At 64.4% G+C, this 23,946-nt stretch carries 25 protein-coding genes and 1 pseudogene; 6 read left to right on the top strand and 20 right to left on the bottom strand.

The window, feature by feature from the left end:
• The first annotated feature begins 186 nt into the window (after positions 1-186).
• From cydP to cydX, 4 genes are read left to right on the top strand one after another with little or no spacing between them, the layout of a single operon-like run.
• Positions 187-507 (top strand): cytochrome oxidase putative small subunit CydP, encoded by a 321-nt coding sequence (gene cydP / locus RO07_RS25685; protein WP_072636936.1) that lies wholly within the window; start codon positions 187-189, stop codon positions 505-507.
• Positions 497-2,101 (top strand): cytochrome ubiquinol oxidase subunit I, encoded by a 1,605-nt coding sequence (locus tag RO07_RS02600; protein WP_039407817.1) that lies wholly within the window; start codon positions 497-499, stop codon positions 2,099-2,101. The genes cydP and RO07_RS02600 overlap by 11 nt, the downstream gene beginning before the upstream one ends.
• Before the next feature lie 26 nt (positions 2,102-2,127).
• Positions 2,128-3,264: a cytochrome d ubiquinol oxidase subunit II gene (cydB, locus tag RO07_RS02595; protein ID WP_039414013.1), complete on the top strand. Its 1,137-nt coding sequence runs from the start codon at positions 2,128-2,130 to the stop codon at positions 3,262-3,264.
• Between the two features lie 15 nt (positions 3,265-3,279).
• On the top strand, positions 3,280-3,396 hold the full coding sequence (gene cydX / locus RO07_RS02590; RefSeq protein ID WP_039407815.1) for a cytochrome bd-I oxidase subunit CydX: 117 nt from the start codon (positions 3,280-3,282) through the stop codon (positions 3,394-3,396).
• 106 nt (positions 3,397-3,502) lie between these two features.
• Here the strand turns inward: cydX and RO07_RS02585 are convergent, their stop codons facing one another.
• From RO07_RS02585 to RO07_RS02565, 5 genes are all read right to left on the bottom strand, one after another.
• A complete protein-coding gene (locus tag RO07_RS02585; protein ID WP_039407813.1) occupies positions 3,503-4,105 on the bottom strand; it encodes an SCO family protein in 603 nt (200 codons plus the stop codon).
• Positions 4,106-4,248: 143 nt separating this feature from the next.
• Entirely contained in the window at positions 4,249-5,154 is a 906-nt protein-coding gene (cyoE, locus tag RO07_RS02580; RefSeq protein ID WP_039407812.1) for a heme o synthase, read from the bottom strand.
• Positions 5,155-5,172: 18 nt separating this feature from the next.
• Entirely contained in the window at positions 5,173-6,369 is a 1,197-nt protein-coding gene (locus tag RO07_RS02575; RefSeq protein WP_039407811.1) for a COX15/CtaA family protein, read from the bottom strand.
• Positions 6,370-6,485: 116 nt separating this feature from the next.
• Positions 6,486-7,124 (bottom strand): SCO family protein, encoded by a 639-nt coding sequence (locus tag RO07_RS02570; RefSeq protein WP_052266960.1) that lies wholly within the window; start codon positions 7,122-7,124, stop codon positions 6,486-6,488.
• A 7-nt stretch (positions 7,125-7,131) separates the two neighbouring features.
• Complete coding sequence (locus tag RO07_RS02565; RefSeq protein ID WP_039414012.1) at positions 7,132-7,857, bottom strand: SURF1 family protein; 726 nt, start codon at positions 7,855-7,857, stop codon at positions 7,132-7,134.
• A 135-nt stretch (positions 7,858-7,992) separates the two neighbouring features.
• On the opposite strand from RO07_RS02565, the gene RO07_RS02560 reads away from it, so the two are divergent.
• Positions 7,993-8,196: a twin transmembrane helix small protein gene (locus tag RO07_RS02560; RefSeq protein WP_023597799.1), complete on the top strand. Its 204-nt coding sequence runs from the start codon at positions 7,993-7,995 to the stop codon at positions 8,194-8,196.
• A gap of 358 nt (positions 8,197-8,554) precedes the next feature.
• Here the strand turns inward: RO07_RS02560 and RO07_RS02555 are convergent, their stop codons facing one another.
• The 7 genes and pseudogenes from RO07_RS02555 to RO07_RS02530 form a co-directional block, all read right to left on the bottom strand.
• Positions 8,555-9,415: a cytochrome c oxidase subunit 3 gene (locus RO07_RS02555; protein WP_039407805.1), complete on the bottom strand. Its 861-nt coding sequence runs from the start codon at positions 9,413-9,415 to the stop codon at positions 8,555-8,557.
• A gap of 90 nt (positions 9,416-9,505) precedes the next feature.
• On the bottom strand, positions 9,506-9,727 hold the full coding sequence (locus RO07_RS02550; protein ID WP_039407803.1) for a DUF2970 domain-containing protein: 222 nt from the start codon (positions 9,725-9,727) through the stop codon (positions 9,506-9,508).
• On the bottom strand, positions 9,720-10,337 hold the full coding sequence (locus RO07_RS02545; protein ID WP_052266959.1) for a cytochrome c oxidase assembly protein: 618 nt from the start codon (positions 10,335-10,337) through the stop codon (positions 9,720-9,722). Before RO07_RS02545 ends, RO07_RS02550 begins: the two co-directional genes overlap by 8 nt.
• 51 nt (positions 10,338-10,388) lie before the next feature.
• Positions 10,389-10,508 carry a cytochrome oxidase small assembly protein gene (locus tag RO07_RS26440; RefSeq protein ID WP_218026549.1) on the bottom strand — a complete coding sequence of 40 codons (120 nt, stop codon included), beginning with the start codon at positions 10,506-10,508 and terminating at the stop codon, positions 10,389-10,391.
• A gap of 2 nt (positions 10,509-10,510) precedes the next feature.
• Positions 10,511-12,103 carry a cytochrome c oxidase subunit I gene (gene ctaD / locus RO07_RS02540; RefSeq protein ID WP_039407800.1) on the bottom strand — a complete coding sequence of 531 codons (1,593 nt, stop codon included), beginning with the start codon at positions 12,101-12,103 and terminating at the stop codon, positions 10,511-10,513.
• Between the two features lie 37 nt (positions 12,104-12,140).
• Positions 12,141-13,367, bottom strand: a pseudogene (gene coxB / locus RO07_RS02535) (cytochrome c oxidase subunit II); the annotation flags it as partial.
• Between the two features lie 43 nt (positions 13,368-13,410).
• Entirely contained in the window at positions 13,411-13,884 is a 474-nt protein-coding gene (locus RO07_RS02530) for a DUF2244 domain-containing protein (RefSeq protein WP_039407797.1), read from the bottom strand.
• A gap of 563 nt (positions 13,885-14,447) precedes the next feature.
• On the opposite strand from RO07_RS02530, the gene RO07_RS02525 reads away from it, so the two are divergent.
• Positions 14,448-15,263 carry a helix-turn-helix transcriptional regulator gene (locus RO07_RS02525; RefSeq protein ID WP_052266958.1) on the top strand — a complete coding sequence of 272 codons (816 nt, stop codon included), beginning with the start codon at positions 14,448-14,450 and terminating at the stop codon, positions 15,261-15,263.
• Here RO07_RS02525 and RO07_RS02520 read toward each other — a convergent pair.
• From RO07_RS02520 to sbnA, 8 genes are all read right to left on the bottom strand, one after another.
• The gene (locus RO07_RS02520) at positions 15,214-15,858 is read right to left on the bottom strand and encodes a flavin reductase family protein (RefSeq protein WP_039407795.1); all 645 of its coding nucleotides are present in this window, start codon (positions 15,856-15,858) and stop codon (positions 15,214-15,216) included. The two genes, RO07_RS02525 and RO07_RS02520, sit on opposite strands and share 50 nt — an antisense overlap.
• A 17-nt stretch (positions 15,859-15,875) precedes the next feature.
• Positions 15,876-16,892: an FAD-dependent oxidoreductase gene (locus tag RO07_RS02515; protein WP_039407794.1), complete on the bottom strand. Its 1,017-nt coding sequence runs from the start codon at positions 16,890-16,892 to the stop codon at positions 15,876-15,878.
• A complete protein-coding gene (locus RO07_RS02510; protein ID WP_052266957.1) occupies positions 16,889-18,160 on the bottom strand; it encodes a threonine synthase in 1,272 nt (423 codons plus the stop codon). The genes RO07_RS02515 and RO07_RS02510 overlap by 4 nt, the downstream gene beginning before the upstream one ends.
• Positions 18,157-19,203, bottom strand: coding sequence for an ornithine carbamoyltransferase (locus tag RO07_RS02505; protein ID WP_147284567.1), 1,047 nt, complete (start codon positions 19,201-19,203; stop codon positions 18,157-18,159). Before RO07_RS02505 ends, RO07_RS02510 begins: the two co-directional genes overlap by 4 nt.
• Before the next feature lie 124 nt (positions 19,204-19,327).
• Positions 19,328-20,194, bottom strand: a complete 867-nt coding sequence (locus RO07_RS02500) for a diiron oxygenase (protein WP_039407793.1) — start codon at positions 20,192-20,194, stop codon at positions 19,328-19,330.
• A 91-nt stretch (positions 20,195-20,285) separates the two neighbouring features.
• The gene (locus RO07_RS02495) at positions 20,286-21,761 is read right to left on the bottom strand and encodes an adenylosuccinate synthetase (RefSeq protein WP_052266955.1); all 1,476 of its coding nucleotides are present in this window, start codon (positions 21,759-21,761) and stop codon (positions 20,286-20,288) included.
• Positions 21,758-22,789, bottom strand: coding sequence for a 2,3-diaminopropionate biosynthesis protein SbnB (gene sbnB / locus RO07_RS02490; protein WP_039407792.1), 1,032 nt, complete (start codon positions 22,787-22,789; stop codon positions 21,758-21,760). The genes RO07_RS02495 and sbnB overlap by 4 nt, the downstream gene beginning before the upstream one ends.
• The gene (gene sbnA / locus RO07_RS02485; RefSeq protein WP_237171360.1) at positions 22,780-23,862 is read right to left on the bottom strand and encodes a 2,3-diaminopropionate biosynthesis protein SbnA; all 1,083 of its coding nucleotides are present in this window, start codon (positions 23,860-23,862) and stop codon (positions 22,780-22,782) included. Before sbnA ends, sbnB begins: the two co-directional genes overlap by 10 nt.
• Positions 23,863-23,946 lie beyond the last annotated feature (84 nt).

The following is a 23,946-nucleotide window of genomic DNA, read 5'->3' as shown; positions in this document are numbered from 1 at the left end:
CCGTGTCTCGAATCCGCTCCTCGCCGATCGCCGTCAATGGCGCCGGCTCTGCATCGAACTGGCGTTGTGTGCGTGTCATCCGCCCCCGCGTGCCGCGGTTTGACAATTTCAAGCGATAGGGCAAAATGCGCCGGGAGTCGACGCTGTTCCCAACAAAACGACTTTCGACGCCAGGAGCCGTCACGGATGGACACCCACTCTCCTAGCAGTCTGAAGCCTCCCGCCACGGCGGCATCCGCCGGGGCGCCACGCTCCGCCGCCTCCGGCCCTCTCGCCTGGCTGATCAACCGCTGGCGCACGCGCCCTTCCCGTTTCATGGCAGAAATCCTGATCGTTCTCGCGATCAAGGTAGTACTCCTGTTCATTCTGAAACATGCGTTCTTCGATGCACCGATGGCCAAGCACATGCAATTGCCGCCGGACGTCGTGGCCCGCGCCCTGATCGGGCCGCAAGCCGTCGAAACGCCATCCCCCACCCCAAGTCAAGGTGTCCGCCATGATCAGTAGCGAAGTCGTCGACCTCTCGCGCCTGCAATTCGCCATAACGGCGCTGTATCACTTCCTGTTCGTCCCGCTCACGCTGGGCCTGTCGTGGCTGCTTGTCATCATGGAGTCGGTCTATGTGATGACCGGCAAGCAGGTCTACAAGGACATGACCCAGTTCTGGGGCAAGCTCTTCCTGATCAACTTCGCGATGGGCGTGACCACTGGTCTCACGCTCGAATTCCAGTTCGGCACCAACTGGGCCTACTACTCGCACTACGTCGGCGACATCTTCGGTGTGCCGCTTGCGATCGAGGGCCTGATGGCGTTCTTCCTGGAAGCCACCTTCGTGGGTTTGTTCTTCTTCGGCTGGAACAAGCTCTCGCGCATCGGCCACCTGGCGACCACCTTCGCCGTGGCGCTCGGCTCGAACCTCTCGGCGTTGTGGATTCTCGTGGCCAACGGCTGGATGAACAATCCGGTCGGCGCGCACTTCAACTACGAGACCATGCGCATGGAACTCGACAGCATCTGGGACGTGGTCTTCAACCCCGTGTCGCAGGTGAAGTTCGTGCATACGCTCTCCGCCGGCTACGTGACCGCCGCCATGTTCGTGCTCGGCATTTCCGCCTGGTATCTGCTCAAGCGTCGCGACGTGCCGTTCGCGCTGCGCTCGTTCGCGGTCGCGGCCGGCTTCGGCCTCGCCTCGACGCTCTCGGTCATCGTGCTGGGCGACGAATCGGGCTACACCACGGGCGAAGCGCAGAAGGTCAAGCTCGCGGCCATCGAAGCCGAGTGGGAGACGGCCAAGCCGCCCGCATCGTTCACGCTGTTCGGCTTCCCGAACCAGAAGGAAGAGCGCACCGACTTCGCGGTGAAGATTCCCTGGGCGATGGGGCTGATCGCCACGCGCTCGGTCGACACGCCCGTGATCGGTCTCACGCAGTTGCGTGACGAGCACAAGGAGAACATCAAGCGCGGCATGCTCGCCTTCGCCGCGCTCGAGAAGCTGCGCAGCGGCGACAAGTCGCCGGCCGTGCGCGCCGAGTTCGACAAGTACAAGGACGATCTCGGCTACGGCCTGCTGCTCAAGAAGTACACGGCGAACGTCGTCGACGCCACGCCGGAACAGATCCACATGGCCGCGAACGACACCATCCCGCCGGTCGCCCCCGTGTTCTGGTCGTTCCGGATCATGGTCGGCCTGGGCTTCCTGTTCCTGTTCACGTTCCTGTGGGCCTTCTGGCTGTGCGCGCGCCGTCGCCTGCTCAAGCCGCGCTCGGCCTGGTTCCTGCGCTGGACGGTATGGGCGATCCCGCTGCCGTGGCTCGCGGCGGAGTTCGGCTGGATCGTCGCCGAAGTGGGCCGTCAGCCGTGGACCATCGCAGGCATTCTGCCGACGCACCTCTCGACGTCGTCGCTTTCCGCCGGCGACCTGTACCTGAGCCTCGCGGGTTTCATCGTCTTCTACACCGCGCTGCTCATCATTGAAATGTTCCTGATGGTGAAGTACGTCAAGCTCGGCCCGTCGTCGCTGCACACCGGCCGCTATCACTTCGAGACAGAAGTCACCAACGGCGCCGCGCTCGCGGCCGACCGTACGGCGACCTCGGTCTGATCGTCAGGGAGACACACATCATGATGATCGATTACACCGTCCTCAAACTGATCTGGTGGGTACTCATCGGCGTGCTGCTGATCGGGTTCGCCTTCTTCGACGGCTTCGACATGGGCACCGGCACGCTGCTGCCCTTCCTCGGCAAGACCGACGCGGAGCGCCGCGTCATCATCAACACCGTCGCTCCCACGTGGGAAGGCAACCAGGTCTGGTTCGTGACCGCCGGCGGCGCCATGTTCGCCGCGTGGCCGCTAGTCTACGCCGCCGCCTTCTCGGGTCTGTACTGGGCGCTGCTGCTCGTGCTCTTCGCACTGTTCCTGCGGCCGGTCGGCTTCGACTACCGCAACAAGCTGCCCAGCGCGCGCTGGCGCAATTCGTGGGACTGGGCGCTGTTCGTCGGCAGCGTGGTGCCGTCGCTGGTGTTCGGCGTGGCGTTCGGCAACCTTCTGCTCGGCCTGCCGTTCTCGTTCGACAACACCATGCGCTCGACTTACACGGGCTCGTTCTGGGCGCTGCTCAACCCGTTCGCGCTGCTGTGCGGACTGGTGAGCCTGCTCATGCTGCTCACGCACGGCGCCGCACACCTGCGCATGAAGGCCGACCCGGTGGTCGCGGAGCGCGCGGGACGCATCATGCGCCTCACGGCGCTCGGCACGCTGCTGCTGTTCCTCGTTGCCGGGGTGCTCGTCGCCACGCACGTGGACGGCTTCGCCATCACGCAGGCGCCCGCCACCGACGCGCCGGCCAACCCGCTGCTCAAGCAGGTCGTCACCGGTCCGGGCCTGTGGCTCACGAACTATCAGACGCATCCGTGGATGATCGCCGCGCCCGTCGTCGCCTGCCTGTGTGCGTTGCTCGCCGCCCTGCTCGCCACGAGCCGCGCCTACGCGTGGACGTTCGTCGTCACGGGGCTGATGATGGCCGGCATCATCCTGACGGCCGGCTTCTCGATGTTCCCGTTCGTGATGCCGTCGGCCACCGCGCCGGGCAGCAGCCTTACGCTATGGGACGCGAGCTCGAGCCAGCTCACACTGCAAATCATGCTGATCGCCGTGGTCGTCTTCCTGCCCATAATCCTGCTTTACACCGGCTGGGTGTATCGCGTGATTCGCGGCCGCGTGACGATCGAGACGGTCAACGACAACCCGCACACGATGTACTGATCAAGGAGTCGCGACATGTGGTACTTCTCTTGGATTCTCGGCCTCGGCCTCGCGCTCGCGTTCGGCATCATCAACGTGATGTGGTTCGAAGCGCATGACGACCTCGAACGTCGCAGCCAGGAAGACAACTGAGCGGCGGCTTCGCTCGACGGGCCACCCTGGCGGTGGCCCATGAAAAAACGCGCCTCTCGGGGCGCGTTTTTTCATTTCGGCGCGGTGCGCGACGGGAATGCCGGCGTCAGCTCAGCAGCGTCTTCAGATCCTTGGCCATGGCATCGACCGGTTCGTCCGGACGCATGAAAAGGCGCAGTTGCCCCTTCGGATCGAAGACATAGATGCCAGCCGTATGGTCGATGGTGTAGTTGTTCGGCGTGGAGCCTTCGACCTTGTTCACGACCACGCGGAACGACTTCGTCACTTCCTTGAGCGCCGCGTCGTCGGCCGGACGCAGCCCCACGAACGCCGGGTTGAACGCCGGCACGTACTGCCCCATGAGCTCGGCGGTGTCACGCTGCGGATCGACCGTCACGAAAACGACCTGCACGCGCTGCGCGTCGTCACCGAGCTTCTGCATGACCTGGTTGAGTTCCGCCATGGTGGTCGGGCAAACGTCCGGGCAATGCGTGTAGCCGAAGAACATCACCACGGCCTTGCCCTTGTAGTCGGCAAGCGTGCGCGTCTTGCCCTGCGGGTCCTGCAGCGAGAAGTCCTGGGCGAACTCCTTGTTGCCTGTGATATCGAGACTCTGGAACGACGGGCCCTCCTTGCTGCACGCAGCCAGCACAAGAGAAAGCCCCATCAGCAACATTACGCGACGCAACCAGATGACAGCCAGCTTCATGGACGAATGACCCCGAACGGTGAGAGAAAACACGTTGACGAAAAGACAACAGGCGCGCCGGCCAGAAATACCGTAACGCGCCTGTCGTCATGCTTCACGTGAGCGCTGTGCGGTAGGCGCACGCGACCACGACAAGTTCGGCCTTAGCCGAGCAGGAAAATCTGAACGTAGTGATCGATCAGCAGCGCCGCGAACAGCAGCGACAGGTAGACGATCGAATAGCGGAACATGGAACGCGAGAGCGCATCCGAATAGTTGCGCCAGAGCTTCACTGCATAGCCCAGGAAGATGCCCGAGAGCACCACGGCCGAGACGAGATACAGGTAGCCGCTCATGCGATGCGCGAACGGCAGCAGCGACACGGCAAACAGCACCACGCTGTAGAGCAGGATCTGCAGACGCGTGTACTTCTCGCCGTGGGTGATCGGCAGCATCGGCAGGCCCGAATTCACGTAGTCCTGACGCCGATAGAGCGCGAGCGCCCAGAAGTGCGGCGGCGTCCAGACGAAAATGATCAGCACCAGGATCCAAGCGTCGGCCGGCACGGCGCCGGTCGCGGCCGCCCAGCCGAGCGCCGGCGGCATGGCGCCCGAGGCGCCGCCGATCACGATGTTCTGCGGCGTGGAAGGCTTGAGGATGATGGTGTAGATGAGCGCGTAGCCGACGAAGGTGGCGAGCGTGAGCCACATCGTGAGCGCGTTGGTGAACGTGTAGAGCACCGCCATGCCGGCGGCGCCCAGGATCGTCGAGAAGACGATGATCTGCCACGGCGCGATCTCGCCGCGTGCGGACGGACGCCATGCGGTGCGGCGCATCAGGGCGTCGACACGCTGCTCGATCAGGCAATTGACCGCGAACGCCGAACCGGCCAGCAGCCAGATGCCGATGGTGCCGCCGATCAGCACCTGCCACGGCACCATGCCGCGCGTGGACAGGAACATGCCGATGACGGCACAGAACACGGCAAGCTGCGTCACACGGGGCTTGGTCAGAGCCCAGTACTGTGCGATGCGGTTGGCGGGCGGATGGGGAAGGGTCGTGCTTTTCATACACTCAGAGGCAATGCGCTACGCCGAGCCAGTCGGGGCGCCAGCGAGTGATGCGGCAGCCGGCTCCGCGGCGGGGAGGGGCTTCTGGCGGGCGGGAAGATCTGCCCGATCGTTCGGGCCGGCCGCAAGGGGCGCCGCAACAGACGCTGTCCTGGCGGCGCGAATGCGGTAGTTTAACATAACGAGTAACAGCAGCAGGATCGCCGCCCCGCCGTTGTGGGCGATGGCATTGAGCAGCGGCCATTGAAAAACGATGTTCGACAGTCCGGTCGCGAACTGCACGAACACCAGTATCAATACCAGAATCGACGGGCGGCGCAGCGCGGCATGACGTCGCAGCCGACTCGCCAGCCACGCCAGGTACATCACCACCAGGACGGCAAAGGTCCGGTGCACCCAGTGAATCGCGACCAGCGCCTCCATCGGAATCACCTCGCCGCCGGCTGTCCTGCCGAGCTCGCGCCACAGCTTGAAGCCGTTGTGGAAATCCATCGAAGGCACCCATTGGCCCTGGCACGTCGGGAAATCCGTGCACGCCAGCACGGCGTAGTTGGTGCTCACCCAGCCACCGAGGGCGATCTGGAAGACCAGCAGCGCCAGCCCGATCAGCGCCGCCCAACGCCAGCGCAGGGCGCCCGGATCGGCCGCCACACTCGCGAGCGGCATCTGGCGGGATGCCAGCCAGACGAGCGAACCCAACAGAGTGAGCGCCAACATCAAGTGCGTCGTGACGATGACCGGCTGCAGTTTCATGGTGACGGTCCACGCGCCGAACGCGCCCTGCACACACACGAGAACGAACAGCCACGTCGCGAGCCACGGCGACTGCTTCAGCTCGCGGCGCTTGACCCAGGCCGTCACCATCAGGGCGATGATGAGCACGCCCACGGCCATGGCGAAGTAGCGGTGGATCATCTCGATCCACGCCTTGACGAACGTGACCGGCCCCGTGGGCAGCAGCGACTGTGCGGCATGGATGTCCGCGTGCGCGGCGAACGGCGACGATGTGCCGTAGCACCCCGGCCAGTCGGGACAGCCCAACCCCGAGTCCGTGAGACGCGTGAAGCCGCCGAACATGATCAGGTCGAGCGTGAGAAAGGTCGTCACCCAGGCCAGCTTGCGGTACTTGTTCGCGTCCCGGCGCAGCAGCACCCAGGCGAGCGGCAGCACCGCAATGCACAGGCCGATGAAGCCCAGTTCCAGAAGGTAAAGCATGCGTTTTGCGTCAGTTCTTCGTCATTTCGCGCGGCCGGTGGCGCGCGGCGTTGCTCATCGGTTGCCCGTCCGGGCGCCATCTCGCACCCCCTCATGTCGCCTACGGCCGTCGGGACTCAACCCGTCCCGGACCACTTGAGCAGTCGCGACAGGTCGCTCTTGATCCTGCCCGGATCGGCGTTCTTCGGGAACGCCATCATCAGGTTGCCCAACGGGTCGACCAGATAGATATGGTCGCGCAGGCCGGTGCCCTCCTGCGTCGGCAGCCAACTCGCCAGCGCCACCGGATCGGCCCGCAGGCGGCGCGTGTCTTCGTACGCGTTATCGATCCTGTCGGACACGGCGGCATCGTCGGTCACGAGCCAGAGCGTTTCCACGCGCGTGCGCTCGTTGCCCTGCAATACGCGGATTTGCCGCATATAGAAAAGCTTGCTCACGCAGTTCTCGTCGCAAGCGGCGGTGTCCGCGCTGATCATCAGCCATTTGCCCTTGAGCGACGAGAGCGGCAGCGTCTCGCCGGTTTCGTCGTCGCGCACCACCAGCGCGGGCAGCGGCCGCTGCGGCTCGATCAGCCTGCCGTAGGCCGACGTGCCACCCTGCGGCTTGAACACGTAATACATCAAGTAAGCCGCGACGGCCGGTGCGGCGCACACCGCGAACAGCAACACCAGCATGCGCCGCGCGCGACGCCGCTGCGCCGGGTCTGTCGGATCAGCGGCCTCCGCCGTGCGTCCGGTACTCACCTCTGCCCTCATGCTCGCCTCATGTCCGCGTCAAGTTGTCACCGGCCAGCGCCAACTGCCGGCCGCGCCGGTAGGCCAGACGCAGCCCCAACAGCGCCAGGATCAGCGACATGCCGAACCATTGCGCCATATAACCATAGTTGCGATCCGCGCCGCTCGCCGGCGCCGGCCAGTCGCGCAGCAGGTGATCGCCCGTGTCGTTCGTCTGCATGATCACGAACGGTTGTAGCGGCAGCGACGTCTCGCGCGCATATTCCGCCACATCCAGATTCTGCCGGATCGGCATGCCTGCGGCCGACCCCCCGCGGCCGAGCTCGAACGCGCGCGACGGATCGGGCTGCGCGATGCCTTCGATGGTCACGTCGCCCTCGGGGGTCGAGTACGGCATGATGGCCGTGCGATCGCGCAGATCGCGCGGCAGCCAACCGCGATTGATCAACACCACGCGCTCGGACGCCACCTGCAGCGCCATCACCACGTAGAAGCCCGGCAGCTCGTTGCGCGGACGATTATCCAGATACACCACGCGGTTGCGCAGAAAGCGACCGGTGACGCGCACGCGCCGATTCTCCACGTCGCCCAAGGCACGCGCGCGCGCGTCGAGCGTGATCACCGGCGCCCGTTCGGCGTGTTCGATCTGCGCCTGACGCGCGAGTCGCATCTGCGCGCGCTGGTACTGCCACACGCCCAGCGCCGCGGTGAGCAGCACACCCAGCACGATCAGCAGCGCCGGCACGGGACGCATGCCGCGCAAAAGGGTTTTCAACACGTACGTTCCTTGTCTGACGGCGCGTCGGACCGCAACGCTTCACACCGCATTGCAGCGTGCCAGCGAGTGCCCGTTGCCCGATAATGAGGAATTCCCGTCATCGGACACATCATGCGCATCATCGTTGCCATCGCCTTCGTCCTGATTCTCGGCAGTCTGGCGTCCGCATTGTTCTTCATGATGCGGGACAAAGGTCGATCGAATCGCACCGTGCATTCGCTCATGGTGCGCGTCGGCCTGTCGGTGACGCTGTTCCTGCTCATCCTGTTCGCGAACTGGATGGGCTGGATCCACAGCACGGGCATAAGATACTGAGTCCCGCGCCGCGCACCTGCGGCAAATCGCCGCACCGCATCGCAACCGCCTTCCCCAGGCCGACGTGGCGTCGATGACCGACGCATCGCGCCGCGACTTCCCCATGACGCGGCCCGCTGCGACATAAGGCCGCATTCCACTGCCATCAAGACCTGATGGCTCGGTGGCCCGATGGCCTGACGACCGATAGCGAATGACCAATGGGCCGATCGGCCAATCGTCCGCACCACCACTCGTCACCATTCGCCACCGCCCGTCGGCACTTCCCGGTTCCCGCCCGATCCCACCTCTCACGGCGCCTCAAATGGAAACGCCGCCGGATTCCGGCGGCGCCCCTGAATGTGTGTGGGCTACGGCGTCAGAGCCAGTAGACCACCACGTACAGACCCAGCCACACCACATCCACGAAGTGCCAGTACCAGGCGGCGCCTTCGAAGCCGAAGTGGTGCTCCGGCGTGAAGTGCCCCTTCATCAGACGGATCATCATGACGGTGAGCATGATCGCGCCCATCATCACGTGGAAGCCGTGAAAGCCGGTGAGCAGGAAGAACGTCGAGCCGTACACGCCCGAGGTCAGCTTCAGGTTCAGCTCAGTGTAGGCGTGGTGATATTCGTAGGCCTGGAAGCCGAGGAACACGAAGCCCAGCACGACGGTCGCGAACAGCCAGAAGATCGCGCTGCCGCGATGGTTGGCGCGCAGCGCATGGTGCGAGATCGTGAGCGTGACGCCGGAGGTCAGCAGCAGCGCCGTGTTGAGCGTCGGGATCGGCCACGGGCCCATCGTCTCGAATGCGTCGACGACCCCCGCCGGGCCGGTGTTCGGCCACACGGCCGTGAAGTCGGGCCACAGCAGCTTGTTGTCGAGGTCGCCGAGCCACGGCATGGCCAGCGTGCGTGCGTAGAACAGCGCGCCGAAGAAGGCCGCGAAGAACATCACTTCGGAGAAGATGAACCAGCTCATGCCCCAGCGGTAGGACACGTCGATGCGCTTGCCATACAGGCCGCCTTCCGATTCGGCGATCGAGTCGCCGAACCAGCTGCGCAGCACCCAGAGCACCCACAGCAGGCCGGCGAGTGCCGTCCAGGGTGCCCACGACTGTCCGTTGACCCAGGCGGCGGCCGAGCCGAGCACCACCAGCAGGCCGACGCTGCAGCTCACCGGATGGCGCGATGGGGCCGGCACGAAGTAGTAAGGCGCCGTTTGGTGTTGACCACTCATTCTTATCTCTCCAGGCTTGGTTCTCTTTGTCTTTGCCGACTGCCGGCGCCCCGCACCTCGTTGTGCTGCGCGGCCGCCGGACAATGCCGCTTACGTCGCGAGCCGGATGGCGAGTCTCGCCAGAAACACCAGCGCCACGACAAACAGGATGCCCCCGATCAGTCCCGCCAGGATCAGATGCACAGGGTTGAGCTGTGCCATGTCGCGGTCATGATCGCGCCCCTTGCGCACACCGAAAAACGACCAGAACACCGCTTTGACGGTCTGGACGAATGACAGCTTGCGCCGGGTCGCCTCCTTCAGGTCATCCATTGCTGCCCTTGCCCCCTCCTGTTGCATTTCCCGTCACCTCGCCTGGTTGTGCCGGCGTGGACACGTCGGCGCGTTGGTTCGCGTCGTTCTTGCCGAGATCGAAAAAAGTATAGGACAGCGTAATCGTATTCACATCCTTGGGCAGTTTCGTGTCGACCACGAACACCACCGGAAACTCCTTGGCCTCGCCGGCCTGCAGCGTCTGCTGCGTGAAACAGAAACACTCGATCTTCTTGAAGTAGCTCGCGGCCTGCGCCGGGGCGTAGCTCGGAATCGCCTGCGCGCGCACCTCGTGCGGCTGTTGATTCGCCACCTCGTATTCGATGGTGGCGATCTGCCCGGGGTGCACCGTCAGACTGCTCTTCGCCGGCTTGAACCGCAGCGGGCCCTGCGCGTTCGCGTCGAACTCCACGGTAATGGTGCGGCTCTCGTCGACCTGCGAATTGCGGGCGGCGACCTCGCTCGTGCGATGCCCCAACTGGTTGATGCCCACGAGATCGCAGAACGCGCGGTAGAACGGCACCATCGCGTACCCGAAACCGAACATCACCGCGACCAGCAGCAACAGCTTGCCGAAGGTGCTCGCATTGATCCGTCGCAACCCGCCCATGCCCATATTCGCCTTGTCAGCACGCTCCACGCCCAACGCGGAGCACGCGGCTCAGATACCGCCCAACAGCTTGGTCTTGATCATCACACCGATGAAGAAGACCGCCACCACCGAGGCCAGAATCAGCCCCGTGCGCAAATTCCTCGCGCGCTGCTCCCGACTCAATGCCATGTTCAATGCACCTTCGGCGGCGTCTCGAACGTGTGGAACGGCGCCGGGCTCGGCACGGTCCACTCCAGACCTTCCGCGCCATCCCACGGCTTGGCTTCCGCAGCCGGGCCGCCGCGCCATGCGGGCAGCGCCACGAAGAACAGGAAGTACACCTGCATCAGGCCGAAGCCGAAGGCGCCGATCGTGGCCAGTTGGTTGAAGTCCGTGAACTGCGCCGGATAGTCGGCATAGCGACGCGGCATGCCGGCCAGGCCCAGGAAGTGCATCGGGAAGAACGTCACGTTGAACGTGATGAGCGAGCCCCAGAAGTGGAACTTGCCGCGCCACTCGTTGTACATGTGGCCGGTCCACTTCGGTACCCAGTAATAGAACCCTGAGAACAACGCGAAGAGCGACCCGGCCACCAGCACGTAGTGGAAGTGCGCCACCACGTAGTAAGTGCCGTGCATCTGAATGTCGAGCGGTGCGAGCGAGAGCATCAGCCCCGTGAAGCCGCCCATCGTGAACACGAAGAGGAAGCCGACGGCGAAGAGCATCGGCGTCTCGAACGTGAGCGAGCCCTTCCACATCGTGGCCACCCAGTTGAAGACCTTCACGCCCGTGGGCACGGAAATCAGCATCGTGGCGTACATGAAGAACAACTGGCCCGTGACCGGCATGCCCGTCACGAACATGTGGTGCGCCCACACCATGAACGACAGGATCGCGATCGACGCCGTGGCGTACACCATCGAGCTATAGCCGAACAGCGGCTTGCGCGAGAACGCCGGAATCACCTGCGAGACGATGCCGAACGCCGGCAGAATCATGATGTACACCTCCGGGTGTCCGAAGAACCAGAAGATGTGCTGGTACATGACCGGGTCGCCGCCGCCGGCCGCGTTGAAGAACGACGTGCCGAAGTGACGATCCGTGAGCAGCATCGTGATCGCACCGGCGAGCACCGGCATCACGGCGATCAGCAGATAGGCGGTGATGAGCCACGTCCACACGAACATCGGCATCTTCATGAGCGTCATGCCCGGTGCGCGCATGTTCAGGATCGTCACGATGATGTTGATGGCGCCCATGATCGACGACGCCCCCAGAATGTGCGCGCCGAAGATCGCCAGATCCTGGCCCGGGCCCATCTGCACCGACAGCGGCGCGTACATCGTCCAGCCCGCGGCGGTGGCGCCGCCCGGCACGAGGAACGACGAGATCAGCAGCAGGCCGCCGACCGGCAGCAGCCAGAAGCTGAAGTTGTTCATGCGCGCGAACGCCATGTCCGAGGCGCCGATCTGCAGCGGGATCATCCAGTTCGCGAAGCCCACGAACGCCGGCATGATCGCGCCGAAAATCATCACCAGGCCGTGCATGGTGGTGAGCTGATTGAAGAACTCCGGACGAATGAACTGCAAGCCCGGCTCGAACAACTCCGCACGGATCATCAGCGCCATCACACCGCCCGAGAGCAGCATGACGAACGAGAAGATCATGTACATCGTGCCGATGTCCTTGTGATTCGTCGCGAACAGCCAGCGACGCCACCCGTGCGGATGGTCGTGCGCGTGATCGTCGTGACCCGCCACGTGATCGTGAGCGATGGAACTCATACCCAATCTCCTTGCTTCGAACTGGTCGAACGACTTAACTGTTCTTCGCCGCGTCCGCGTCGACGGCCCCGCCGGCGTTTGCCGACTTGTTGCCGCGCGCCTCGCGCACCTGCGCCGGCTGAACCACGTCACCGGTCTTGTTGCTCCACGAATTACGCTCGAACGTAATCACCGCGGCCAACTCCACATCGTTCAGATGCGACCAGTTGGGCATGGCGTTCTTGCCGTGGAGCACGATGCTGATGTGGTCGGCCACCGGGCCCGTCACGATCTTGCCGCCGTCGAGCGCCGGGAACGCGCCGCCGCCCTTGCCGTTGGGCTGGTGACAGACCGCGCAGTTCGCGCTGTAAACCTTCTGGCCGCGCTCCATCAGTTCCTGCACGGTATAGGTCTTGTTCGGATCGTCGGCGGACGCCGCCATCAGCTTCTTCTGCGATGCGACCCACTTGTCGTAGTCCTCTTGCGAGACGACCTTGACCACCACCGGCATGAACGCGTGCTCCTTGCCGCACAGTTCGGTGCAGAAGCCGCGGTACTCGCCGACCTTCTCGGCCTTGAACCAGGTGTCGCGCACGAAGCCGGGAATGGCATCCTGCTTGATGCCGAACGCCGGCACATAGAACGAGTGGATGACGTCGTTGGCCGTGGTGATCAGACGCACCTTCTTGTTGACCGGCACGACCATCGGGTTATCGACTTCCTGGAGGTACGTGTTGCTCTTCGGCTCCTGTCCGTCGATCTGGCTGCGCGGCGTGGTGAGCGTGGAGAGGAACTTGATGCCCTCGCCGTCGCCCTTCAGGTAGTCGTAGCCCCACTTCCATTGATAGCCGGTCACCTTGATGGTGATGTCGGCGTTGGTCGTGTCCTTCATGGCCACGACGGTCTTGGTCGCGGGCAGCGCCATCAGGATCACGATGATGAACGGCACGACCGTCCAGATCACCTCGACCGTGGTGCTTTCATGGAAATTCGCGGGTTGATGGCCCTTGGATTTGCGGTGCTTGAAGATCGAGTAGAACATCACGCCGAACACGCCGATGAAGATCACCAGGCAGATGATCAGCATCATGGTGTGGAGGCTGTGGAGCTCTTCCGCGAGTTTCGTGACCGGCGGCTGGAAGTTGAGTTCGTTGACGGCCGGCCCCCCCGGCATATCGGTGACCGCCGCCAGTGCCGGAGCGCCGGCGAGCAGTGAGGCGCCCGCAAGGAAAGCCGCCAAGGCGTGTTTCGTTTTTTTCATAGCTTCCTTACCCAAAATTACCATCCAAATCCTCCCTGGCGGTCGCCCGAGATCGTCTCCATCTCTCTCAGGCCTGTTGGGCAAGACAACGGCGCAGCTCGCGCGCAAACGTTTCGCGGCGATGCGGCGCAAGATAGGCTCCGACGGTGACCGAGCGACTGCCCGAGCGCAGGACGATGCGCGTTCGCGGCGGCTTCTCGATGTCGATGCGTACCCAGCGGGGATTGAACTCGTACTGCGTCAACCTCTGTGCTGAACGTTGCTCGACCACAAGGCTCACGGGCGACAACCGAATGACCTCGTAATCTGTGGCATGCCGGGCATGAATGACGAACGCGATGCCCACCACGAGCAAGTCCAGGCCTGTGAACGGCAAGACCAACCACCCACCGCGCCACGCCGCAATCAAGGCAACACCCAGCGACACGGCGGCCAACGACAGGTAGAACAGGACAAACTGGCGCGGCGATATCGCGCAGTTGCGCTTGTGCGTCCATTCCTTCGTCGCCGTTTCGGCGTCGGAAGAAGAGGCTGCGAGCATCGCCGTCACCCATGGGGCATTTTGGGTCGTTCATGTCCGACGGCCGGGAACTTGTTACGTCCGGGCCGCGACAAACTGCCGCATTATAGAACGCGCATTCTCGAAGCGACAACATTGATACCGAGTATTTGATGCGCGATAGCATTCTCCTGAACTCATTGATGCAAAAGGGAAATCCGGTAATTCCCCTAGCTGGAAATTTCATCGGTGGCGCAACTACGGGATACTCCCTATGCGTGACGGGACGGGTACGTTGCAATACAGCACGACTCGTTGTGGTGTCCTGAATACCGTCTGCGTTCGGGTGTGGGACCGATGGATGACATCGACACGCGCCTCCTTTGTGTCCCGCATGCGTGCTTCGTCATTTTTTCGTTGCGTTGCGGGATTCGTCCGATATGCATTCACAGTAGACGTTGTACGGGATTTCGCGTGCGACGTTATGTCGCGGCCCTGCGGCCTCGTCTGTCGCGGCGTTCGGCACGTGCGTCACAGCGTTCATGCGCGCGCATTCGCGGATTGCCCATGCTAAAAGCGGGACATGTTCCCTACATCGTCCTGCCATGCATGCCATGCGTTGCGCCACACCCCGCGCGTTTGCCGACGGCCTCCTCTCCCTGCAGTCCGCCGCCGACTTCGATACCTTGCGGGCCCGCCTGCAATCGTTGTGCGGCGCGCTCAGGCAGCGGTACTTCAGCTATCGCGGCCAGTTTCCGCTGCCCGGCGGACAACTGGCGACACCCCAGCTCGACAATCTGCCGTCCGCATGGCGAGCGCGCTACGAGGCGCAGCGCTACGCCGCCATCGATCCCGTCACCTTGCGGGCATGCCAGCAGATCACCCCAGTCGAATGGGCCCCCTCGATATATGCGTCGCCCGACGCCCGACAACTGCTCCATGAGCAACGGGCTGCCGGGTTGCGCTCGGGCGTGACCTATCCGGTGTTCGCGCCCTCCGGCGCGTGGGGACTGTTGAGTCTGGCGTCGCCCCATCGCCATCGGCCGCCGGGCGTCCGCACGTGGACGCAGCACGCGGGCGCTGTGCTGGCGACGCATGTGCACGAGGCCGTTTGGCGCATCGTGCAACGCGACGGCGCGCAGCGCGCCGCCCCTGTCCTTACGCCGCGAGAACGGGAATGCCTGCGGTGGGTCGCGCGCGGCAAGACGTCGTGGGAGATCGGCCGGATTCTCACTATTTCGGAGCACGGCGTCGTCTTTCATCTGCGCAGCGTCATGCGCAAATTCGACGTCTCCAGCCGCCACCGCGCCGCCAAGCTTGCGAGCGACTATGGGTTGCTCGACGACGAGGCGTGCGCGGCAGCCCCTGCCGTCAAGTGCGCCGCACCAGATCGGCGAGCGTCTTGTAACGCGTCAACGTGAAGGTATCGCTCGCCGCGTTCACGAAAGTGCCGCCGCCCAGGCGCCCGACGGGGTTTAACGCCTGTAGATCGACCTGGTACGTGGCGGGATCGAGCAAGGCGTCGTCCACGTGGGCGGCGAGGACCGTACCGAGCACGACCCATCCGCCGCCTGGCGCCGCGCTCACCTCGATGATGTCGCGCACGCGACACTCGAACGCCACGGCCGCCTCCTGCACGCGCGGCGGCCTCACACGCGACGACGGCACCGGTGTCGCGCCCGTCAGATCGAACTCGGACTCCCCGGGCGGCAACGGTGCAGCCGAGAGATTCACGGCGTCGATGCACGAGGCACTCGCCACGTTCACGACGAATTCCGGCACCGCTTCGATGTTGCGCAGCGTGTCCTTCTTGCGCAACGGCGGCGGCGGCACGACGGGACAGAACAGCACTGTCATCGGCACGCAGCACACGCCCATGAAGTAGGCGTACGGGGCAAGGTTCGTGCGTCCCTGCGCATCGATGGTACTGATCCACGCGATCGGGCGCGGCAGGATCGTACTCATCATGAAGTTGTAAATGCTCGTTTCGTCGAGGGTTGCCGGATCCAGTTCCATGGTGTCTCCCGAAGTCGTCACGCACCGCTTTCCACTTCCGCTCGTGAGCCACCGACGGTTGAGGGCACGATCGGCGATGCCGTTGCCGCCTCCATGCCCGCCAGGCGCAGCACATGCGTTGCGCAGCCCCATGACAGCGTGAAACCGCCGCCGCCGTGGCCGTAGTTGTGCAGCAGACGCGAGTGGATATCGTCGCGAGCAACACGCGCCGAAGACCGCATCGGCCGGAAGCCCACCCTCGCCTCGATGACGCGCAGCGCGCCGACGCCCTCGCACAGGTCCGTGCAACGCCGCACGATGCTCTCGATCTGGTGCTCGCCAACGACGGTGGACGTGAGCTCCGGGTCCGCTGTGCCGCCGAGCACGATATCCTCGTCGCGCTCGACGATGTACGTAGGCGCTTGCGGATCCGAGTCGTCGATGAAACAGCCGCGTACGGCGTTGTCGGGCGCGGCGCGCAGCACGACGGCGCGGGAGAGCGACACAGCGGGATCGCCGAACCGCCGGCTGCCATAGCCACAGCAGTTCACAACGAAGTCCGCTTCGTCGAGCAATGGCACGGGATCAACGACGTGTCGCAATACGCACTTGCCCCCAAGGTCGAGGAACATGCCCATGAGATACCGGAGATAGCGCGCCGGTTCGGCTACGGGGACGTTCATCCGGTAGGCACACGCGAAGCGCGATGGCACCGCCGCCTTCGATTCCCGCGCAAGTCCCTCGACGCAGTCGGCCCACCATGGTGCGCCGGCATCGTGCTGAAAGTACTCGGTCAACGGCCGCATGCTCACGCCGGACGACACGTCGGCGGAAAGTCGGCACATCGTGTCGTAGGTCAGACGTGCGCGTGCGAGGTAGACGAGGTCCGGCGCCTGATAGAACGGATGCCAGATAGCCGCCGCCAACGCCGACGTGGTTTGCGCAGGCCCTTCTGCCGAGTGGAGCGTCACATCGCTCCCGGCGAGCGACATCGTCACCGCCGTGGTGAGTCCGCTCACGCCCGCGCCGAGGACGATGATCCTGGGGCGCGTCATCGACGTCGCTCCTCCAGGCCCTGGTGATACACCCCTGGCGCAGGCTGCGGCGAGCGCTCCGTGAAACGTTGTGGCGCGCAAGACATCGCCCCATCAAACGCGTTCGGCGACTTGAGGCCGCTGCCAGTGCCGAGCAGGACAACCGTCTCACCCGCGCGAATGCGTCCGCTCACCAGACTTTCACGCAGCGCGGCGTATCCGGTTGCCGTCGACGGCTCGAACCACAGACCGAAGCGCCGAGCGAGCACGCAGGAGGCCTCCATGATCGCGCCATCGTCGACTGCCACACACGCGCCTTGCGTGGCGCGCAACGCCTGCAACGCAGCGAGATGGTCGCGAGGACGGCTCACCGACAGGCTGTCAGCCACCGTCTCCGGACGGACAACCGCCGGCGACGCCGGAAACGCGAGCGTCCCCGTGCGATCGGCGCCGCTCTCCCAGTCGCGCGTAATGCTGTCGGACGTCACGGCTTGCGCGGCGAGCAGACGCGGCATGGCGCACGTGATGCCAAGCGAGAACAGGTCGAAAAAACCGGCGGCGATGCCGGAGAGAATATTCCCGTCCCCTGTAGGCACGACGACCCAGTCCGGGACGCACCATTCGAATGCCTCCGCGATCTCGAACGCGCACGTCTTCTTGCCCTCACGCGTGAAGGGATTGATCCCGGTATTGCGACAACACACATCGACATCTGCGGATATCCGTTCGGCGATCTCGAAGGCATCGTCGTAGCTGCCGTCGATTTCGACGACCTTCGCGCCGTACGCGTGGATCTGTGCCAGCTTGGCGGGCGGGGTGCCGGCGGGCACGATAACCGTCGCCGGCATTCGCTGCGACGCCGCGATGCACGCGAGCGACGCACCCGCATTGCCCGTGGAAGCCGCAATCGTCTGCGTGCAGCCGGCGAATCTGGCGGCCGCGAGCACCATTTCCGTCGCACGGTCCTTGAGCGATCCGCTCGGATTGCGTGCCTCGTCCTTCACCTGGAGATGGACGCCTTCATCGTCGCCGCAGTCGATCAGCGGTGTGTCGCCGACGGCCAGACGGCTCCCCCAACTCGGCTCCACGGGCAGCAGCGACGCGTAGCGCCACATCCCCCTACCGTGGAACGTGCGGACGATGTCCTCGCCGCGCGGCGATTGGGCGTCGAGCAGCCGCTCGATGCGAAGATTCTGTCCGCAGATGTTGCATCGATAGCGGATGCCGCCCCATGGCTGCGGCGCCGCGCAGCACACGCACGAATATCGATGAGAGAAAGCGGGGCTCATGCGAGGCACTCCGGATTCAGAAGCTGTGCCATGACCGTGTTTTGCGCATGCAGGCGATTCGCGGCCTGTCGAAAAACCCAGGACGACACACCGTCGATCACTTCATCGGCGACCTCCTGCCCCCGGTCCGCCGGTAGACAATGGAGGTATCCGGCATTGGGGGCGGCGAGGCGCATGACATCGCCATCGACGCACCAGTCGCGATGACGGTCGAACGTCTCCCGCATTGCCCGCTCGTCGAGCGGGTCTCCATGGCGCAAAGGCAGATGCGCGAGACTGCACCACGATTTCGCGTACACGGCGTGTGCCCCCTCCACCCCGTCGCGCAGATCGTGCGTGACGCGCACGCGCGCGCCGGTCTGCCCCGCGAACTGCATTGCGCTTTGCATGACTTCGGGGTCGAGGCCCAGCGGCTCGGGGTGGGCTAACGTGACGTCCATACCGGCCTTGACCGCTGCGAGCAGCAGGCTTTGCGGCACCGCCACCGGCTTGTGCCAGCTTCCGGAATATGCCCAACTGATGCACAGCCGTCGCCCGGCGAGGTCGTGCAATTTTTCGTGCAGCGTCATCATGTCCGCGAGCGCCTGGCAGGGATGGAATCGATCGCACTCCATGTTGATCACCGGCACCTGACTCCATTGCGCGAACGCCTCGAGATGCCGGTGGGCCGCGCCATAGACCCATCCTGCGGGTTCGCCGTACATCCGGATCGCTATCGCATCTCCATACGACGACAGGACTCGCGCCACGTCGGCGATACGCTCCGTCGTGTATGGGATTTCCGCCTCCGGCAAGGCTGGCGTATAGATCGCGTGGTGCGGGTCGAGCACGATGGCATTGCCGCCCATACGTGCCAGCCCGGTCTGGAAACTGCTGCGAGTGCGTAGCGACGCGTTGTAGAAAAGGAAGTAGATCGTCTTGCCATGCAACGCCGTCTCCGTATGCGAGGGATAGCGTCGTTTGAAAGCGAGCGCGGATCTCAGCAGCGCACGATAGTCCGGCGCGCTCATGGTCATGTCCGGGGCTAACCAGTGATGCTTCACGTTGCCTCCTGGTCGATCTCTCTGGGTTGATCAATGCGTCCGCTGTCGACACCGGGTCGCCCCGTCGTTTCACTGTGTCGTGGCGTCGCCGTGTTGCTGCGTCGCGCCTCTGTGTCCGCAGGTGTCATGGCGGCCGCCACCGATTGGCGAGCCGTGCGAAGCGATCGGCGCACGACAGCCCCAGCCGTTCGAAGAGGCGACGCGGCACAAGCGCCGCCGCCATCATCTGCGCCGCGACCTCGAGCGGATCGACGCTCTCGCGAAGCACACGATCCACCTCGTCTCCATCAAGACCGATCGCACAAAGATGGTCGCGCCACAAAGCCAGCTCCGGTGCGAGAAACGCGCTCATCAGTTCGGGCAGAAGGTCGTCCAGGCATTCCCGCTCCTCCGAAGACAACGACGGCACCCATGCGCTGGCGAAACGGACGAAGGCCGCCTGGTGACGCATCTCGTCCGCGGCGTGCTCGGCCAACAGTACGCCCACCGGTGGATAGATTTCATCGCTGGCACCGGCTCGTCGCAGCGTTCCGGTGATCAGCGTCTCGGTCACGGTCGCCGCCGCGATCATCGCGAGTCCGCGACGTGCCGGTGGCACCGCCTCGCACAGCGCCAGCACGCGCGCGACGCTCGGCGAAGGCGCTTGCGGCAACGTAACGCCGGTGGTCGCGTGCAGACGCTCGCGAAAGCGCGCCATCATCCACGTGTGGAATCCCTCATCGGTATAGACGGCGAGCAAATCGTCACGCCCCACCGACACGCCCGGTTCGAGGTCGAGCATCTGCTCCACTGCGCGATTCACGATATGCAGCTCCACCCGCTCCGTCTTGTTCAGATAGTCCGCGAGACGCCGGGCGCTCAGTTGCTGCCTCGCCGTCTTTCCGCGTTCGCGAACCAGCCGATGCGCGACGTATGGCATCAGCGATGCATTGAAGAACAGATGGCTCGACTGCAGCGGCGGGAACGGCGCCTCCGTGCGGCATCGAACCACGGCAGCGCCCTCGGGCCATGGTCGAGCCGATGCGGCGGGGACGCCCCGCCCCTCGGAGGCCCCCCCTAGGTCGGCAACCGGTTGCCGCGCGTCAGGCATGCGTCGACATCCCCTTCGGCGCACTGGCGACCGACGCCGTCTCATGTGCCGACAGCGTCACCAGACTGGCGCGTTCGGGCCCCAGACCGATACCGGCGAGTGGTGCGCCGATATGCCGTTCGACGAAATCGACGAAGCCGTTCATGGCGGAATCCAGCGTGCCTCCCCGTCCGAGCGAGATCGACCGCTCCGTGAGGCCGGGGTAGATCAGCACATCCGGCATGGCTTCGCTCGGCAGCACATCGCACGGCACCCGCATCGGCACGCCCTGGTAGGCGGTCTGCTGGTAGTGCGACAGGCAATCGACCTTGTTGAGATAGACGCAGTCCACGGCGTGAGCGCGGACGACTTCCCGCAATTGCGCCAGATCCAGCATGCCAATGCGCCTGGGCCGTCCGGTTCCGGTGCCGTATTCGCCGGTCAGCATGCGCAGCGCGGTGCCAATGTCGAATGGATCTCGTGAGCGCAGCAGCTCGTCAGGGGCGTGCTGCTCCCGTTCGTGCGCTGCGCTGACTTGCTTCTGCGCGGCGTCATGGCAGTACGTTGCAGAACGCTCGCCCCCCAACTCCGAAGGAAACGGCCCGCGCCCGACCCGCGACATGATGGCTTTGGCCACCCCAATCGTGCGGCGGTGGTACTTCGGCGCGAGATCGCCGCCCACATAGGCGTAGGCGGGGACCGTGTGGCTCGATGTGACATACGGCTGACTACCATCCACCACATCGAGCAACACCGATTGCGCGCCTTCGAACAATACGCGCGCGCCTTCCTGCACACGACTCGTAAGCCAGCTTCGATCCGGTTCGATGTACGCGTGCAGTGTTTTCGCGACGGCGGGCAGCGACATTAAAAGGTCCGACATTTCGGCAATCCACGGCGACGTGCCGCCGTCCGCATTGACCATCCGCGTGAATGCAACGCGCATTGACGATACGGCGTTCGCCTCGTTCTCCAGCAAATCGCCGATCATCAGATTGACACGTGCGTCGTTGCGCACGCGCAGAGCGCGATCGGCGTAGCACGGACCGATGCCATTGCCAGTGGTACCGATAGCACTGCTGCCGCGGCGATCAAGCGCGATGTGATGCGGCTGCACCAACGCCGCACGCGCGCTGATGCGAAGACGCCCTTCGAGACACACACCCATGTCGCGCAGTTGCTCGATCTCCTCGGCAAGCTTCCAGAGATTGATCGCACAACCGGAACCGATGTAGAGCGCTGCGTGCGGGTGGAACACGCCTGAGGGCAACTGCTTCAGGGAGATGCGTCCCAGTGGCGTGTCGATGGTATGCCCGGCGTTGGCGCCGCCGTTGAACCGGGCGATCACATCGTATCCGGGGGCGAGCGCGTCGATGATTTTTGCCTTGCCTTCGTCGCCGTACTGGAGACCGACGAGCACGTCGGCGAAACCTTCGGCGCCAGGCGAAGCGATATGGTGAGACGAGGGGCTGGTGGAAGCTAAGGTCATGCGCGTTGCATATCGTTGAAAAAACGGGGGATGGGCGGCTGTTGCGCGGCAAGCCGTTCGTAGATCCAGCGCCCGACGGCAATGTCGAGAATCCCCATGCCGAAAGGCGAGAACACCACGGGCCTGTCGCGTGGTGGCGATTCGCCGCCGCACAACAGATCGGGTAGCGAGGTGATCACGAAGCGGCGATGACCGGCTTGCGCTTCGGCGAGATGGAGCGAGGTCTGCGCACGCAGACAGTGATCGACGTCATCGACCACGTTGTGAGAGGTCAGAATGATCGCCGGCGCCAGATCGCGCAGCGAAAGATGCAAGACGAGTGGACAATGCGAAAACCATCCCGGGTTCACAACGTAGGGCGTCGATGCCGTCGTGGTGAACACGACAACGTCCGCGCTTCGAATAGCGGTCTCGAGTGAGGCTTCGGTCGAACATGCGGAGCACAGTGCAGCACCTATCCTACGCGCGAGCCCATCGGCATATTCCGGATTGATGTCGTGCACCGTCACCCGATCGATCGGCAGCGCCGCCAATGGCAGCCACTCCGCCACATGCCGGGCAATGACCCCCGCCCCGATGAATGCGACGCGCACGGTCCCCGCCGAGCTTCCCCTCGCCAGACAGCGCAACGCGCTGATCGCGCTCGCAGCGGTTCGCGCCGCGCTGATGTGGCTCGCTTCCATGCATGCCATCGGGTAGCCCGTCGCCAGATCATTCAGGATGAGGACGGCCGACGCGCGAGGCATGCCGCGTTCGATGTTCTCCGGAAAACTCGATATCCACTTGATGCCTGTCACACCGTCGCCGCCGCGGTCACGGATATGCGCCGGCAACGCGATGATGCGATTGCGTTCACCCTCGGGAAAACGCAGAAACTGACTCTCCGGATTGACCGTTCGCCCCGCGTGATGGGCCCGATACGCCGCTTCGACGATATCGAGCACGGCGTGCCGCTCGTCGCGGATCGCAGTGTCGACCTGCTCGGCGGTGAAAACGCGAAATTGAGGTTGTGGAAAATTCATGTCCATGCGGGACTCCCGGTTTGGACGACCGGCGACGTGGCGCAGTGAGTCGGCATATCCGCGAAGTACGTCGCGGCCCAATCGGGGTCGTAGACGGTATCCAGATACTTGTCGCCCATGTCCGGCGCGATGGCGACGACTGTCTCGCCCGACGCGATGTCCGCACCCGACATCTGCACGGCACGCAACACGCTGCCGGAGGAACCGCCCGCCAACAGCCCTCGCTGCGCCAAGGCGCAGCACATTCGCAATGTCTCCGGCTCGGGGACGTGGATGATGGCGTCGGGCGGTTCGGCGTGTGGCGGCTCGCACAGCGGCGGCCGGCAACTGGTGCCGAGTCCGGGAATTCGACGCGTCCCGGGTGGGCCGCCGAACGTCACGGACCCCACGGCATCCACCGCGACGACGCGCGTGGACAATCGATATGCACGCACATATCGCAAGCATCCGAGCAACGTTCCGGTCGTACCCGCGCCAACGAACAGATGGTCGACGCGGGGAAAGGCCGCGAAGATTTCCGGCGCGGTCCATCGATAGTGCGCTCGCCAATTGGCCGGATTGGCATACTGGTTGAGCCAGAGCCAGCGCGCGTCCTTCTGCACCTGCGCTCGCACCCACGCAATGCGTGTGCCGAGGAAACCGCCTTGTGCATCACGTCGTTCCACGCGGACGACATGGGCGCCCGACGACTGCATGATCCGCACGGCATGCCGCGGGGTATTCGGATCGGTGACGCAGGTGAAGCGATAGCCACGATTGGCGCACACCAACGCAAGCGCAACGCCCAGGTTGCCCGACGACGATTCAACGATATGCGTATCGCGCTGAATGCGACCGGCCGCCTCCAGGTCCTCGATCAACTGCAGCGCCGTCTTGAGCTTGATCGACCCCGCCGGATTCAGTCCTTCGAGCTTCAGACGGACCGGTGCGGCACACAGCCCGTCGATCGTCGCGAAGACCGGCGTGGCCGGCCGCAGGAAATCGCCGTCCACGCGCAGCGCCGGACCATCTTCCGATCCGTCTCGTGTCGCGGGAGAAGTCCGCGACAGCGCTGCCAACGTCTGGTGTTGATGCCCCACGGTCAACCTCCCGAAATCACGCCTTAAGCACGCTGTAAGCGCGCTTAAGCACACCCTAAGGCAATGGAATGGCGTGGCTGAACG

The sequence above is a fragment of the Pandoraea pulmonicola genome, assembly GCF_000815105.2.
In the GTDB taxonomy this organism is placed as follows: Bacteria; Pseudomonadota; Gammaproteobacteria; order Burkholderiales; family Burkholderiaceae; genus Pandoraea; species Pandoraea pulmonicola.
Note: the sequence above shows the minus strand (reverse complement) of the source record. Positions and strands in the feature narration are given on the sequence as shown.

Coding starts and splice junctions, on each gene's coding strand:
- RO07_RS02515 (WP_039407794.1), bottom strand. CDS start 16,892: ATGACGCGCCCCAGGATCATCGTCCTCGGCGCGGGCGTGAGCGGACTC.
- RO07_RS02565 (WP_039414012.1), bottom strand. CDS start 7,857: ATGCGTCCCGTGCCGGCGCTGCTGATCGTGCTGGGTGTGCTGCTCACC.
- RO07_RS02555 (WP_039407805.1), bottom strand. CDS start 9,415: ATGAGTGGTCAACACCAAACGGCGCCTTACTACTTCGTGCCGGCCCCA.
- cydP (WP_072636936.1), top strand. CDS start 187: ATGGACACCCACTCTCCTAGCAGTCTGAAGCCTCCCGCCACGGCGGCA.
- RO07_RS02550 (WP_039407803.1), bottom strand. CDS start 9,727: ATGGATGACCTGAAGGAGGCGACCCGGCGCAAGCTGTCATTCGTCCAG.
- cyoE (WP_039407812.1), bottom strand. CDS start 5,154: ATGAAAAGCACGACCCTTCCCCATCCGCCCGCCAACCGCATCGCACAG.
- RO07_RS26440 (WP_218026549.1), bottom strand. CDS start 10,508: ATGGCATTGAGTCGGGAGCAGCGCGCGAGGAATTTGCGCACGGGGCTG.
- RO07_RS02560 (WP_023597799.1), top strand. CDS start 7,993: ATGCGCATCATCGTTGCCATCGCCTTCGTCCTGATTCTCGGCAGTCTG.
- ctaD (WP_039407800.1), bottom strand. CDS start 12,103: ATGAGTTCCATCGCTCACGATCACGTGGCGGGTCACGACGATCACGCG.
- RO07_RS02510 (WP_052266957.1), bottom strand. CDS start 18,160: ATGAGCCCCGCTTTCTCTCATCGATATTCGTGCGTGTGCTGCGCGGCG.
- RO07_RS02570 (WP_052266960.1), bottom strand. CDS start 7,124: ATGAGGGCAGAGGTGAGTACCGGACGCACGGCGGAGGCCGCTGATCCG.
- RO07_RS02525 (WP_052266958.1), top strand. CDS start 14,448: ATGCATGCCATGCGTTGCGCCACACCCCGCGCGTTTGCCGACGGCCTC.
- cydX (WP_039407815.1), top strand. CDS start 3,280: ATGTGGTACTTCTCTTGGATTCTCGGCCTCGGCCTCGCGCTCGCGTTC.
- RO07_RS02520 (WP_039407795.1), bottom strand. CDS start 15,858: ATGGAACTGGATCCGGCAACCCTCGACGAAACGAGCATTTACAACTTC.
- RO07_RS02530 (WP_039407797.1), bottom strand. CDS start 13,884: ATGCTCGCAGCCTCTTCTTCCGACGCCGAAACGGCGACGAAGGAATGG.
- RO07_RS02495 (WP_052266955.1), bottom strand. CDS start 21,761: ATGACCTTAGCTTCCACCAGCCCCTCGTCTCACCATATCGCTTCGCCT.
- RO07_RS02545 (WP_052266959.1), bottom strand. CDS start 10,337: ATGGGCGGGTTGCGACGGATCAATGCGAGCACCTTCGGCAAGCTGTTG.
- RO07_RS02600 (WP_039407817.1), top strand. CDS start 497: ATGATCAGTAGCGAAGTCGTCGACCTCTCGCGCCTGCAATTCGCCATA.
- RO07_RS02585 (WP_039407813.1), bottom strand. CDS start 4,105: ATGAAGCTGGCTGTCATCTGGTTGCGTCGCGTAATGTTGCTGATGGGG.
- RO07_RS02575 (WP_039407811.1), bottom strand. CDS start 6,369: ATGCTTTACCTTCTGGAACTGGGCTTCATCGGCCTGTGCATTGCGGTG.
- sbnB (WP_039407792.1), bottom strand. CDS start 22,789: ATGGACATGAATTTTCCACAACCTCAATTTCGCGTTTTCACCGCCGAG.